The organism is Streptomyces sp. NPDC060198, from assembly GCF_042728415.1.
Classification (GTDB): domain Bacteria; phylum Actinomycetota; class Actinomycetes; order Streptomycetales; family Streptomycetaceae; genus Streptomyces.
The window spans coordinates 13,196-26,529 of sequence record NZ_JBHWZJ010000011.1; the positions used below are offsets into that span (position 1 = coordinate 13,196).

The following is a 13,334-nucleotide window of genomic DNA, read 5'->3' on the forward strand; positions in this document are numbered from 1 at the left end:
GCCCGGGACGGGGGCGGGCGTCGGGGGGCGTCCGGGACGGGCAGCGCCGGGCCGGGGGGCTCGGCGCCGCCCGTTCACCCGGGGCCGCGCCCTCCCATCCCCCTCGACCCCTCGCCCCCTCGACCCCTCGCACACGCGAACCCGCGGGCCCCGCACACCCGCGCGCGCCGGCACCCGCCCACTCGGACCGGCCCGCTCAGACGAAGCTCCGTGTCGCCGTGAGCCCTCCGTCCACGGGGAGCGTGGCCCCGGCCACGTAGGAGGCCCGGTCGCTGAGCAGCCAGGCTGCTGCCTGGGCGAACTCCGCCGGCTCGGCGACACGACCCAACGGCGTGACGCGGGAGACCATTTCGGCGAAGGCGGGACCCGCGGCGAAGAAGCCCTCCGTGGCTGAGGTCCGGGTCACCCCCGGCGCGATGGCGTTCGTACGGATGCCGTGGTGCGCGTAGTCCGCGGTGGCGGCCTTCACCAGCCCGATCAGGCCGTGTTTGGCCGCCTGTTGGACTCCGTCGCCGAAGCCGCCCACGAGGCCGCCCACGCTGCTGTTGACGACGATCGAGCCGCCCCGGCCCGCCCGGGCCATCTCGCGCAACTGTGCACGCAGGCACAGCCAGGTGCCACGCAGGTTCAGCGCGTGCACCTCGTCCCACTCCTCTTCCGTACGGTCTGCGAGCGGCGCGGGTGCCGGCCCGGCGCCCGCGTTGTCGAAGGCGGCGTCCAGGCACCCGAATTCGGACAGCGCCGCCCGTACCGCGTCCTCCGCTCCCCGCTCGGTACGCACGTCGCCGGGCACCGCCACGGCCTGCGCGCCCCCCTTCCTCAACTCGGCGGCCAGTGCGCCGATCTCGTCTCCGGAGCGGGCCACCAACACGAGCAGCGCCCCCTCCGCCGCGAACACCCGGGCCGCTGCCGCGCCGACACCCCGCCCGGCACCAGTGATGATCGTGACCTTGTCGTCGAGAAGTCCCATGGGTGAGAGCCTGCGGCGGTCGGGCCCGGGTGTGAAGGGTCCGGGGAATCCTCGGACGGCCAGGTCCTGCCCGGGGCCCGGCCAGTACCGCCGTTCCCCGGCCGTCTGCCGGGACCCGTCAGGTCCTGGTTGCCATCGGGCGCGTGTGGGACCGTTGCGGCATGACCGAGACACCCCTCGGCGCGTTCCTGCGTGCCCGCCGACGCGGCCTGAAACCGGCCGAGTTGGGGCTGTCGCCCGGCGCCAGGCGACGCACGCCCGGTCTGCGGCGCGAGGAGGTCGCCGGCCGGGCGGGCATCTCGGCGGACTACTACGCCCGCCTGGAGCAGGGCCGCCAGTCGGATCCCACGGAATCGGTCCTCGACGGCCTGGCCACGGCGCTGCTGCTCACGGACGCGGAGCGCGGCTATCTGCACCGGCTCGCCGCCCCTCGCGGGCACCGTTCGCCGCCTCGTACCGCCGCCGTCAGCGAGTCGACCCGCACCCTGCTGGCGGCCTTCACCGACAGTCCCGCCCTCGTCCTGGGCCCGTGTTTCGACCTGCTCGCCTGGAATCCGCTCGGCGGAGCCCTGCTGAACGGACCCGGCAACCGTCTCCCGCACGAGCGCAATCTGCTCTGGCAGGTCTTCTGCTGCCCCTACGGCGACCGTCTGCCCGGCAATCGCGCCCCCGGCATCTCGGTCGGCGCCGACCTGGTCGCGGCGCTGCGCGCCCACCACGCCGACCACCCGACCGACCCGGATCTGGCACGGCTGGTGGCAGGTCTGTCGGCATCGAGTGCCGCGTTCGGGGCGCTCTGGTCCGAGCACCGGGCCTCCGCCGTCCGCGAGGGCACCCTCCACATCCCGCACCCCGCCCTGGCCCCGGACGCCCCTTTCGGCTACACCGTCCTGTCGTTGCCCGACCCGGGACAGCACCTGTTCGTCTTCCTCCCCCCGGCCCGTACCGGCGGCGGCAAGGCCTTCCGCGGTCTGGCCGACGCGATGGACGTGGACGCCGGGGCGGCCGCGCCGGAGCGTTCGGCCGCTCGGGTCCGAGCCGTCAGCCCGCGCACTGCCTCAGCATCATCGCCTTGTCGGCCGTGGTCACCGGCAGTTCGTACTTGAGCGAGACCTGGGCGAAGCGGAGCGCGTAGGAGCAGCGGATCGGCTTGTACGGCGGCAGCCAGGCGGCGGGCCCGGAGTCGCTCTTGGAACCGTTGGTGGGGCCGTCGACGGGGATGAGGTTGAGCGGGTCGTTGGCGATCTGCTGGCGTTTGGCGTCGCTCCAGCGCGAGGCGCCCATCTGCCAGTCGTAGGACAGGGGCATCACATGGTCGATCTGGATCTTCGTGGCCTTCGTCTTGGTCCACGCGATCGTCGTGCCGGTGTACGGGTCCTTGAGCGTCAGCGAGGCCACCACGCAGTCCGATCCGCTGCGGAAGCGCACCTCCTGGCCGTCCCGCTTGAGCAGGTCGTTGCGCGTGTCGCAGCCGTTGCGGGCCAGTGCTATGCCGTTCACCGTGTCCTTCCACGCCGAGCCGAACTCGTCGCGGTCGTAACCGGTCTTGGGGCCGCGCCCCTTGGTGAGCACCTTCTCGATGACCTTCCGCGCCTCGGCCCGGTCCGCGTCGCTGGTGAGCGGTGCCAGGCCGGGCTTCGTGCCGTCGGGGTTGTCCAGCGGGCTCGCGCCGAAGCCCTCGGTGGACCGCGCGCCGTCGTTCGCTCCCGCGCCGGGTGTCCCTTCCGGGGCGGCGAGGTCGTCCGGGTCGCAGCCGGCGAGGGCCAGTACGGCGACCGCGCTCAGGGCCGGCAGGACGACGCGGTACGTACGGAGAGATATCACTGGCAGCCGTCCTGACGGAGAGAGAGCCGAACCCGGGAATCCTACGGACGTCTTCCCCGCCGGCTGCCATTCATGGCGTACGGGGCTCCGGGTGACGGTCACTCAGTCGAGCGGCGGGCGCCTCGGCGTCGGTGCGGCAGGCGCCTCGGCGCCGGTGCGGCGGGCGTCGCCTGCGCCGGTGCTGCGGCGTCTCAGCGCCGGCGCTTCCCCCGCGTCCGGGCGCAGGCGACGCAGCGGGTCGCCTCCGGCCGAATCTCCAGGCGGGCGGCCGGTATCGGCTCGCCGCAGCTCTCGCACCGGCCGTAGGCGTCGTGGTCCAGCCGTTCCAGCGCGCGGTCCAGCTCCGTCAGCTGTTCACCGGCCCGGGCGAGGAGGGCGGCCACATGGGCCCGTTCGAACGCGGTGCTGGAGCCCTCCGGATCGTGCTCGTCGTCCACGGCCACCAGTGCGTTCGCCTCGACGATCCCTTCGAAGTCGCGTCGCAGCGCTTCGATCCGCGCGCTCGTGGAGGCGCGTTCGGCGGCGATGCGCGCGCGCACGGCGTCCTTCCCGGGCGGCCCGGGAAGCCCGTCCCCGGACCGGGCGTGGTCGGCCCCGGGGAGAGGGACGGATGCGGAGTTACCACTCATACGTAACGGAACGCGGAACTCCGGTCACGCATTCCGGCGCGGCCACCGGCCGACACGGCCGACGCCCTCATCACCGGTCACCGCCCCCCTTCGGCCAGGGCACCGCACCCGGCATACGGACGGCCCTCAGATCTTCCCGATGCCGAGCGTGTTCTCCGCGGGCAGCAGCCCGGAGCCGATGACCTCCAGCCACGGGGTGCCCAGCAGCTCCGCCAGCCGGGCCCGGTCCGGCTCGCCGAGCGCCCGCCACGGTCCGGCGGCCCGCTCGTCGGTACGCCGTTCCATCTGCGTACGCAGCGCCCGGCCGGCCTCCGTCGCCGTACCGTCCTCCGCCAGCAGGCCCCGGCCCGCCAGTCGCTCGCGGGCGGCCGTCCACTCCCGCTCGCTCCATCCCCGGCTCGCGAAGACCGCCACCGGGGCGGCCCCCACGGCGGCGAACGAGACCAGCGCTTCGACGGGGTCGAGGCCGGCCTCCCGGAGTGCGGCGAGGTGACCGTCGCCCCGGTGCTCCCGCAGGATCGTGGCCGCGTGCCAGAGGACGAGGTGCGGGGCGTCCGGCCAGGGAAGGGTGGAGATGGCGGCCCCGAGGGGCAGCCCGTTCGCCGGGCGGGCCGGGTCGGCGGTGACCGCCTCCGCCGCGCGGCGGGCCAGCGCCGCCGCCTCGGCCGCCTCGGGCCCGTCGATCCAGGTCCCGAGCAGCGCCCGGTACGCACGGTCCACCGCACGGACCCGCGCGGCGAGCACCGCCTCCGGGCCGGCCGTGGCCCAGACGCCGGGGACGTACCCACGCACCATGGCGGGGCTGAAGCTGTAAAACGCCTCGGTGACGTACTCCGCCGTGGGCTCGCCCCCTCCGGACGCCCCGGCCGGGGCCGCCCGCCAGGCGAAGTAGCTCGGCCAGCGTTCCTCGACGCCGTACCCGAGCTCCGCGGCTTCCTCGAACGCCTCCGGGGCGTAATAGAGAACCGCGTGCAAGGGCTCCAGCAGGTGCCACATCTGCCGGACGCGCCCCAGTTCCTCGGACATGCTCCCCACCTCCGCGATCGACCGACCCGGCATCTAGCCATTGCCTAGATGCCCTGCCGCCAGCGTGCACCCGCTCCACGAACTTGTCAATGACTAGATGCGGCGTACGGTACGTACATGAGCACCGACCGGGACGTGAGCGGCGACCAGACCTCGTACCACCACGGCGACCTGCGCCGGACGATCCTGGCGGCGGCCGTGGACGTCATCGCGACGGAGGGTCCGGCCGCCCTCAGCCTGCGTGACCTGGCCCGCCGCGCCGGGGTGTCGCACGCCGCGCCCGCGCACCACTTCAAGGACCGCACGGGGCTGCTGACTGCCGTGGCGACGGAGGCGTACACGCTCTTCGCGGACTCCCTCTCCGAGGTCACCGACCTCAGGGAGCGGGGCGCGCGGTACGTGAGATTCGCGGCCACCCACCCGGCGCACTTCCAGGTGATGTTCCAGCCCGGCCTCCACCGCACCGACGACCCGGCCCTGGTCGCCGCCCGGGAACGGGCCGCCCGCGTCCTGCGCGAGGGCGTCGCCGGCCTGACGGCCGACGGTTCCGAGGCCGACGCAGGGGATGCCCGCCGGACAGGGGTGGCCGCCTGGTCCCTGGCCCACGGCTTCGCCGCGCTGCTGCTGAGCCACAACCTGACGGACTTCCTGGACGGCCGCGACCCCGAGGACGCGTTCCGGTCGGTCGCGGAGGCGGTCTTCGGGAGCTGAGGGCCGGCGGGGTGGAAGGCCGGCGGAAGGCCCGGCATCGCGGTACCCGGAAGACCGGTGCTTGGATGACCGGGTGACGACGGCTTCCCCCGGCTCCCCCGCTTTCTCCGACCGTCCCGCCTCCCCCGGCTCCCCCGTGGGCGGGACCGGGTCCGGCCGCTTGGCCGCCCTGCTGGACCGTGCCGCGACCGGCCGGGAGGATCAGGCGTGGAGCGACCTGTGGACGGAGCTCTTCCACAACGGCACCCTGAACGTCTCCGATCCGCTGGCCATGACCGCGCTGAGCGACATGGCCCGGGGCGACGACACCAGGACGGCGGCTGCCGCCCTCCATCTCGCCGGCGCTCTCCTCGTCCAGGCCGACCAGCGGCACGAGACCCGGGACCTGCGGAGCCGGCGCGCGTCCGAGGTCGCCCGCATGGTGACCTCGGCCGGCCGGCTGCGGAGGACCACCACCGACCGGAGCGACTACTGCTACCTGCTGGAGGCCCTCCTCGACCTCGAAGGCGACATCCTCTGGGCGGAGGATCTGTTCTGGGGCATCGTCGGCGAGGAGTACGAGCTCGACTGCCCCGATCCGGAGTGCCTCGCCCCGGTCTGGGTGGTCGTGGGCGAGCGGGGCTTCTTCAGCACGGATCAGGACTACGCCCTCTCGGACGACGTCCAGACCCTCCCGCTCCACCCCGCCGCACCGGGCGCCCTCGACGGCCTCGGCCGCCGCCTTTACGACATGGCGCTGACGGACGGCCACGCGGAGGTGGCGAACGCCCTGACGTACGCCTTCGGCGAGGCGGCCTGCCCCACCTGCGGGGCGCGCTTCTCCGTCGCCGGGCGGATCACTGCCCGTACGGGCTGAGGCACCCGAAACGGTCTCGGCGGCGGCGTCCTGCGACTACCGGGCCGACGCGGCCCTCGTGAACGGCAGCACGAGCCGGGACGGGTGGTCGGCGTCGCGGTAGATCTTGTGGGTGACGGGGCGGCCCACCGGGAGGTGGAAGGCGTCCGGCGGCAGGAGCGCGTTGTGCTCGTCGGCCAGCGGTTCGTCGTTGGAGAGTTCCACGACCAGCCTGTGGCCGGGCAGGAACGTCGCCGCGAACGGGTAGACGCGCAGCACGTACTCCTCGGTCTTCCCGGGCTCGACCGGCACGGCGCGGGTGTGCGGGTGGTGCGGGTCGCCCTCGGTGGTGCGTTCCTCGTCGAGTTCGCGGTGCGAGGCCTTGAGGTAGGCGGTGGTGATGAGTTGCCGCTTACCGCCCGGCGCCTCGTCCCACAGGCGCAGGATGAAGTTGGTGTCGGGCTGGTCGATCTCGGCGAAGAGGTGGGCCGCGCCCTGGCCGATCATCTCGGTGGGCTCGGCGAACGGGGCCGTGCTCCAACTCAGGATCTCCACCTGGTCGGTCACCGTCAGCGGCGCCTGGTAGAAGCCGTCCGGGGCGGCGTGCTCGGCGCCCATCGGCTCGGGCTCGTACGAGAGGGTGCGGCGGGGGCGGAAGTACAGCGAGCGGTACTCGACGTCCCTGGGGGGCCACTGGGCGGCGGTAACGGTCTCGCGCGTGCCCTCGACGTGGACGGAGACGGCGGGCTCGTCCATGATCCCGTTGTCGATGCCCTTGAGCCAGTACTCGTACCAGCGGAACATCTTGTCGTGCTCCTCGACGAAGGGGCGCGACTGCATCGGCGGATAGGGCCCGATGTCCAGCTTCTTCGGGCCCTTCAACGACTGGTACAGCTCGATGGTGCCGTCCATCGTCCAGCCGCGGCCCTGGTCGATCTGGAGCCAGACGGGGACGTCGATGGCGGGCGCGAGGGTGACCGGGTTGCGCTCCTCGTACCAGTCGCCGTCGACCTCGTTCATCACGATGTCGAACCACGCCTCGTGATTCTTCGGGTAGTTGAGCACATGGACCAGGTTGGGCCAGGCGGCGACGTCCGGGTCGCGGAGCCGCTCGGCGACCCTCTCGCGGATCTCCTCGGCCGAAAACGTCTCCAGCATGCGGGACTTGACGCCGTCGGTGAAGGCCCAGCCGGAGTCGCCGCCGCGGCCCTCGCGGGCGGCGCGCGGCATGAACCACATGACACCACCGTGGTAGGTGGTCTCGTAGAAGTCGAAGTGGCCGCCGCTGACGAAGATCGCCTTCAGGGACGGCGGGCGCTCGGCCGCGGCGAGCACCTGCATCGATCCGAAGTACGAGATACCGATCATGCCGACGTTGCCGTCGCACCACGGCTGCGCCGCGACCCACTCGATGAAGTCGTACGCGTCCTGCCCGAGCGGCACACCACCGGCGTTGTAGTTGCCGATGTGCTCGCCCTCGGAGGCGCCGGAACCGCGCAGGTCGCCGATGACGTGGACGTACCCCTCGCCCACCACGCGGGCGATGTCGCCCGCCTCGATGCAGCCGTCCCACATCGGGCTCGGGCGGCGCTGCGGGGGCGTGGTCAGGGCGAGGGCCTGGAGCTCCTTGCCGTACGGGCTGAGGGCCACCAGGGCGGGGCGGGGTGTGTCGTCCACCGGGCCGTAGGTGTCGGCCGCCAGCATGACGCCGTCGCGCATGGGCACCCGGAGGTCCTTGCGAACGGCGATCGCCTGCCGGCCGGCCAGGATCGTGCGGAAGTCGGTCATGGGTGTCAACTCCTGTGTCACAGGTTCCGGTTGCGCGTGCGGTAGCCGTGCATCGAGGTGAAGAACGGCGACGGCTCCAGCGAGGGATCGCCGGTGTAGCCGAGTTCCTCGGCCGCCCCGGTGAACGGGGCGTACGGCGAGTCGGCCTCCTGCGGGCCGGACTCCAGGCAGCGGCAGGCCGCCTCGGTGACGCGTTCCTCGACGGCGAGGCTCTGAGTGATGGCCTCCCGGGCCTGCGCCTCGTCGAGTTCGACGCCGTACGGAGTGCCGTCGGCGCGGCGGTAGGGGTGCCCGAGGTAGAGGTGGCGCGGACGGACCTCGTCCCGCAGGTGTTCCAGGCTGGTGCGGTAGGCGTCGGGGTCGGTGTAGCCGGGGAAGCCGTTGGCGGCCCCGTGCACTTGGACGGCGTCGCCGGTGAAGACCGAGCGCTGGCCGTCGACGACGTAGGCGACCGACCCGGGGGTGTGGCCCGGCAGGGCGTGCACCGACACGGTGACGTCGCCGCCGAGGGAGAGCGTCTCGCCCCCCGTGACCAGCACGGACGGCTCCATCTCACCGGAGATGACGGCCCGTGTGGCGGCGGCCACCTTCGCCTCGCCCTCGGGGTCGTCCAGGTACCGCCCCCTTCCCGCGAGGTACTCCTCCACGTGGGCGCGGCGCGAGCGCAGCAGGGGCGCGTCGGCCTCGTGGATCACCACCTTCGCGCGGCGGCCGGTGAGTTCCCACAGGGCGTGGGCGCCACCGACGTGGTCGATGTGGCCGTGGGTCAGCAGGATCCAGCGCACGTCCTCGATACGGCGTCCGATCGCCCGGAGCGCGGGAGCCATCCCCTCGGCGGGCGAGGACGCGATGCCGGTGTCCACGACGGCGGGTTCGGGCGCGTCGATGAAGAAGCTGTACAGACCGAACCGGCCCCAGGGCGACACCAGGGGGTGGATGGGGACTTCGTGGGTCATGGTCCTCTTTTCTGGGGTCGGGCGGGTGCGGGGCGGCCCGGGGGCGTGCAGCGCTCCCGGGGGCGTGCGGCGCTACCCGGGCCCGCGTCGGACCGGGTCAGCGCCCGTCGAGGAACGCTCTCGTCTCGGCGAAGACCGCGTAGTACTGCGGAATCCAGGAGAAGTGCTGGACGAAGCCGTGGCCGGCGCCGTCGTACCGGCTGACCTTCGCCTCCACTCCGGCCTCCCGCAGTCGCTGCCCGTACAGCTCGCCCTCGTCGCGCAGCGGGTCGTACTGGCCGGTGACGACGAGCGCGGGCGGCAGCCCGGTGAGGTCGGTCCGCTTGACCGGTGACACCAGCGGGTCGGCGGGGTCGGCGCCGCTGTCGAGGTAGAAGGCGTTGAAGGGCTTCAGCCCCGCCGTCTCCAGGCCGTAGCCCTCGGCGTTCTCGCGCAGGGATGCGTAGCGGTCGGTGTCGAAGTCCAGGTCGAGCGAGGGGTAGTAGAGGATCTGGTGGGTGATCCGGTCGAACCCGTCGTCGTGCGCCCGGGCCGCGACCGCGGCGGCGAAGGTGCCGCCGGAGCTGTCACCGGCGACGGCCAGGATCCTGCCGTCCCAGGCCAGGCCCGCGTCCCCCTCGACGGCCCAGCGCACGACCGCGTAGGCGTCGTCCAGACCGGCCGGGAAGGGCGCTTCGGGAGCCAGGCGGTAGCCGACGGAGACGACCTTCAGCCCGGTCTCCTTCGCCAGGGAGCGCGCGATGTGGTCGTGCGTCTCCAGGCTGCCGAGGAAGAACGCGCCGCCGTGGAAGTAGACCAGCACGCCGTGCTCGTCGGCCCCGGACGGGGTGTACACACGCACCGGTACGTCTCCGGCGGGCGTCTTCGCCGTCACGTCCTCCACCGCGTGCAGCGGCGTACGGTCCTCGACGGGCGGTACCTGCGACTCCTCCGCGGCGCGCATCGCGACCGGGTCGAGCGGCCCGTCCGGCGGGGCGGGGAGGGAGGCGAGGATCTTGGCGATCTCGGGGTGCAGGGGCATGGCCGTCACTCCTTCGGGGCTGCGGCGGCGGGCTTCTGGCCAGGGAAGACGTCGCTGATCTCTTCCTCGGTCCAACCCTGGCGGGAGATGCGCTGCAACTCGTCGGTGACCGGCTTGCGGGTGGCCTGGTACAGGGCCAGCGCCTCCTTCACGGAGTCCGCGTCCCGCAGGGCGTCGGCGAGCGCGCCGCCGTCCTCGATGGCCGAGTTGGCGCCCTGGCCCTGGTGGTGGAGCATCGAGTGAGCGGCGTCGCCGACGAGGACGACGGAGTCCGTGTGCCAGGTGTCGACGGGGTCGATGTCGTAGACGGCGCGGACGTTCACGGTGTCCATGTCGAGGTCGCGCGCGATGTTCACCAGCCGCTCGTCGAAGCCCGCGACCGTGGCGAGCAGGTCGTCCCTGGTGACCCGGGGCGCCCAGGTGCCGTCCGGGTTCAGGGCGGTGACGTCGAACGACACCTGGCCCCGGTGGCGCAGCGGCAGCAAGTAGATCTTGGTGCCGCGGCCGATGTACATGCGGAGGTTGTCGTCGACGACCATGCCGTGCGCGGCGTCGACTGGGATCACCGTGCGGTAGGCGTGCTCGCCCGAGAAGACCGGGTCCCTCTCGCTGAACAGCTGCCGCCGGACAACCGACTTGATGCCGTCGGCGCCCACGACCAGGTCCGCCTCGACGGCCTTGCCACCGGCGAAGGTGAGGACGGAGCGGTCGCCCCTGTCCTGGAGGCTCTCCAGCCTGTGGCCGAGGTGGACCATGCCCTCGGGGAGTACACCGAGGAGGGCGTCGATGAAGTCACCGCGGTGGATCAGGTGGGTGTGGGCCTGCTCGCCCGCGGCCGGCCAGGCCTCTTTCATGATCGGGTCGCCGGTGGCGGAGAGGATCTCGAAGTAGTCGCTCGGCGAGCTGACCCCGGCGATCGCGTCGAAGATTCCCCAGGCGCGGAAGCGGTTCATGGTGGAAGGGCGCAGGCCGATGCCCGCGCCGACCTCGCCGATCCGGCTCGCCTGCTCGTAGACGTCGACCTGGGCACCGAGCAGGCTGAGCGCCTTGGCCGCGGCGGCGCCGCCGTACCCCGCCCCGACCACGGCGATCTTGAGGTTTTTGATCTCGGAGAGCTGCATCGTTGGTTCTCTCTGCTTCTTGATGGTCAGTGCGGCTGAATGGTCAGTGCGACTGAGAGATCGGTACGACTGACTGGTCAGTGCGACTGGATGGTCAGGAAGTCCGCGGGGTTCTCGACGAAGATCGTCCTGATGGCGGCCTCGTCGAGTCCGGCGTCGCGGAGGTCGGGGATGAGGTCTTCGAAGATGTAGTTCACGGTGTGGCCCTCGACTCCCGGCCAGCCGAGCGGGCTGCAGTTGGCGTCGGCGGAGGCGAGGACCTGCTTCAGCCGGCGCCCGCCGTCGATGAACCGCAGGAAGTGGTCCAGCCGCTCCTTGCGGGGGCGGGCCCAGAACGGCGGGTCCGGCAGTTCGGTCTCGTATCCGAAGGTGTCGAAGCCGATGCGACCGCCCTGCTCCGCGATCCACACGTCGCGCGTCTTGTCGGCGTTCACGCCGTCGTCGACGTGTCCGAACAGGACGCGTTCCAGGGGCAGTCCCTCTTCGCCGAAGATGGCGATGGCGTTCTCGGCGTCGATCGCCAGGTGGGTCAGGATCGGTACGCCGGTGCGCAGCGAGGCGCGGGCGGCGGCGCGGTAGATCCGCTTGTCCAGCTCCGTCATACGGCCGCCGCGGCTCACCCCGACCTTGATGACGCCGGCGAGGCTGCCGGTGCCGCCGATGCCGACGGTGATCTCGTGGACGAACTGACGCATCAGGTAGTCCACGTCGGCGTGGGCGAAGTGCGGCAGGGCGGTGTCACCGCCGACGAAGCCGGTGCAGGCGACGATGTGGACACCGGTCTTCGCGGACAGCGACTTGTAGTGGTCGATGTCCCGGCCGTTGCAGATGCCGGTGGCGTCGACGAAGGTGCCGCCGCCGTACTCGTGGAACGCGCGCAGCTTCGGGACGGTCTCCTCGTGTCGCCTCTCGGGGCTCTTCCACCACTTCGTGTCCAGCTCGGAACCGGGCATGCCGTAGCCGATGTGCTCGTGCACGGCCACGAGGCCCAGCTCCTCGGTCGGAACCGGCCCCAGGACGGTATTGACGCGCGACATGGAACTCACCTTCGGGGGAGGGAACTTGCAGGGGGGCGCGGGGGGCGCGGGGTGCTCAGCGCACGGACAGCAGTGCGCGCGGGTTGTCGACGAGAATCCGCCGCACGTCCTCGTCGCCGAGTCCCCGCGCGTGGAGCAGCGGTACGAAGGTGGTGAGGAGGTAGCTGTACGGCAGGTCGGCGGCGGGGTGGCCCTTGGCGACCCCGGTCGCGTTGCTGGAGAGCAGGACCCGGTCGCCGAAGCCCGCCGCGACCAGTTCGGCGACGAGAGCGGCGCGCTCGGCGTCGGTGAGATGGTCCTCGTCCGTCGTGCCGACGTGGTCGAGCGCGACGTAGGTGCCCTTGCGGGCGATCACCGTCGGGGCATCGGCGGCCACGGCGTCGGCGCGGTCGAGTCCGCCGACGACGACGCGGTCGGCCGGCAGGTTCTCGTCCAGGACGACGCCGAGGTCGTGGACCGCGTCGGCGCCGTAGCGCACGGAGAGCGCGACGCCGGTCCTCAGAGCGGTACGGGCGGCCCCGCGGAACAGGCTCTCGTCGGTCGCGGTCATGCCCTGGCGGGTCGCCGTGGTGGCCACCAGCCCAGCGGGGCCACGCCGCTCCACGCGGGGGACGACCATGCCCTGGGCGATCTCGTCGGTGAAGAGATCGGCGAACCGGTCGGCCGGCCAGGGGGTGGGCGGGTTGGTCTGCGGTGTGAGGAAGTAGCCGCCGAGCATCTCCTCGGGCCCCTGTCCCGTGGAGGCGACGATGTGCACGCCGGTCGTGCGGGAGAGGGCCTCGTACAGCGGGACGTCCCGGCCGTGGAACATGCCGGTGCTGTCCACGACGGTGCCGCCGCCGTGGGCGTGGAAGTCCTTCAGCTTCGCGGCGAGGGTCTCGAAGATCTCGGCGCGGTCGATGGTGATGTCGAAGGCGTGCTCCGCGCCGGGAACCACCGACAGCAGCGCCTCGTGGACCGCCACCACGCCCAGTTCCTCGGCCGGCACCGGGCCCAGGACGGTGTTCACGGTGTTGCTCATGCCGCTCATGCCTGCCTCGCGTATCCGGGGTGGGGTGCTCAGCACCCGGGGGATGCAGTCACGTTAGCCATTCGGTTTACACAACGTCAATGAAACGAACACATGGAAAAAACAACGGTCATGGAGTAGAGACGGGCGGTTTGTCATCCCGTGGACACCCTCCGGAGCCGCCGCGCGGCGGGGCACGGGAGGTGCGTCGCGAAGCGTTCACGCGACGTGACGAGCGAGGCCGCACCCGCGCAGCCGCCCGTCGGACACCCGGGGCTCACACCGCGGGCACCGGGACTCACGCGGACGGGGCCGCCGTCGGGCACGGGGCCGGGCCGGGCGCGGCCTCACGACACGGCGGCGAGGAGTGCACCGGTCGACGCCGCCCACCGATGCGCCGGACTCCC

General features: G+C 72.4%; 13 protein-coding genes. 3 read left to right on the forward strand and 10 right to left on the reverse strand.

Annotated elements, in window-relative coordinates; all coding sequences use genetic code 11:
- Positions 1–196 precede the first annotated feature (196 nt).
- The gene (locus ACFWEP_RS03210; protein WP_387364697.1) at positions 197–970 is read right to left on the reverse strand and encodes an SDR family NAD(P)-dependent oxidoreductase; all 774 of its coding nucleotides are present in this window, start codon (positions 968–970) and stop codon (positions 197–199) included.
- A 161-nt stretch (positions 971–1,131) separates the two neighbouring features.
- Here ACFWEP_RS03210 and ACFWEP_RS03215 point away from each other — a divergent pair, with 161 nt between their 5' ends.
- Positions 1,132–2,076 carry a helix-turn-helix transcriptional regulator gene (locus ACFWEP_RS03215; RefSeq protein ID WP_387364700.1) on the forward strand — a complete coding sequence of 315 codons (945 nt, stop codon included), beginning with the start codon at positions 1,132–1,134 and terminating at the stop codon, positions 2,074–2,076.
- On the opposite strand, the gene ACFWEP_RS03220 is transcribed toward ACFWEP_RS03215, so the two are convergent.
- From ACFWEP_RS03220 to ACFWEP_RS03230, 3 genes are all read right to left on the reverse strand, one after another.
- Positions 2,012–2,794 carry an HNH endonuclease family protein gene (locus ACFWEP_RS03220; protein ID WP_387364702.1) on the reverse strand — a complete coding sequence of 261 codons (783 nt, stop codon included), beginning with the start codon at positions 2,792–2,794 and terminating at the stop codon, positions 2,012–2,014. The genes ACFWEP_RS03215 and ACFWEP_RS03220 overlap by 65 nt on opposite strands.
- A gap of 191 nt (positions 2,795–2,985) precedes the next feature.
- Positions 2,986–3,333, reverse strand: a complete 348-nt coding sequence (locus ACFWEP_RS03225) for a TraR/DksA family transcriptional regulator (RefSeq protein WP_387364705.1) — start codon at positions 3,331–3,333, stop codon at positions 2,986–2,988.
- Positions 3,334–3,549: 216 nt separating this feature from the next.
- On the reverse strand, positions 3,550–4,449 hold the full coding sequence (locus tag ACFWEP_RS03230) for a hypothetical protein (RefSeq protein ID WP_387364708.1): 900 nt from the start codon (positions 4,447–4,449) through the stop codon (positions 3,550–3,552).
- Between the two features lie 117 nt (positions 4,450–4,566).
- Between ACFWEP_RS03230 and ACFWEP_RS03235 the strand changes: the two genes are divergently transcribed.
- Positions 4,567–5,160: a TetR/AcrR family transcriptional regulator gene (locus ACFWEP_RS03235; RefSeq protein WP_387364711.1), complete on the forward strand. Its 594-nt coding sequence runs from the start codon at positions 4,567–4,569 to the stop codon at positions 5,158–5,160.
- Positions 5,161–5,233: 73 nt separating this feature from the next.
- Complete coding sequence (locus ACFWEP_RS03240; protein ID WP_387364714.1) at positions 5,234–6,016, forward strand: hypothetical protein; 783 nt, start codon at positions 5,234–5,236, stop codon at positions 6,014–6,016.
- A gap of 36 nt (positions 6,017–6,052) precedes the next feature.
- On the opposite strand, the gene ACFWEP_RS03245 is transcribed toward ACFWEP_RS03240, so the two are convergent.
- From ACFWEP_RS03245 to ACFWEP_RS03270, 6 genes are all read right to left on the reverse strand, one after another.
- On the reverse strand, positions 6,053–7,783 hold the full coding sequence (locus tag ACFWEP_RS03245) for a CocE/NonD family hydrolase (protein WP_387364717.1): 1,731 nt from the start codon (positions 7,781–7,783) through the stop codon (positions 6,053–6,055).
- Positions 7,784–7,800: 17 nt separating this feature from the next.
- A complete protein-coding gene (locus ACFWEP_RS03250; protein ID WP_387364720.1) occupies positions 7,801–8,739 on the reverse strand; it encodes an MBL fold metallo-hydrolase in 939 nt (312 codons plus the stop codon).
- A 97-nt stretch (positions 8,740–8,836) separates the two neighbouring features.
- Positions 8,837–9,760 (reverse strand): alpha/beta hydrolase, encoded by a 924-nt coding sequence (locus ACFWEP_RS03255; RefSeq protein WP_387364723.1) that lies wholly within the window; start codon positions 9,758–9,760, stop codon positions 8,837–8,839.
- A 5-nt stretch (positions 9,761–9,765) separates the two neighbouring features.
- Positions 9,766–10,881: an FAD-dependent oxidoreductase gene (locus tag ACFWEP_RS03260; protein ID WP_387364726.1), complete on the reverse strand. Its 1,116-nt coding sequence runs from the start codon at positions 10,879–10,881 to the stop codon at positions 9,766–9,768.
- A 77-nt stretch (positions 10,882–10,958) separates the two neighbouring features.
- Positions 10,959–11,918 (reverse strand): phosphotriesterase, encoded by a 960-nt coding sequence (locus ACFWEP_RS03265; protein ID WP_387364730.1) that lies wholly within the window; start codon positions 11,916–11,918, stop codon positions 10,959–10,961.
- A gap of 55 nt (positions 11,919–11,973) precedes the next feature.
- A complete protein-coding gene (locus ACFWEP_RS03270) occupies positions 11,974–12,939 on the reverse strand; it encodes an amidohydrolase family protein (protein ID WP_387364733.1) in 966 nt (321 codons plus the stop codon).
- Between the last annotated feature and the right edge of the window lie 395 nt (positions 12,940–13,334).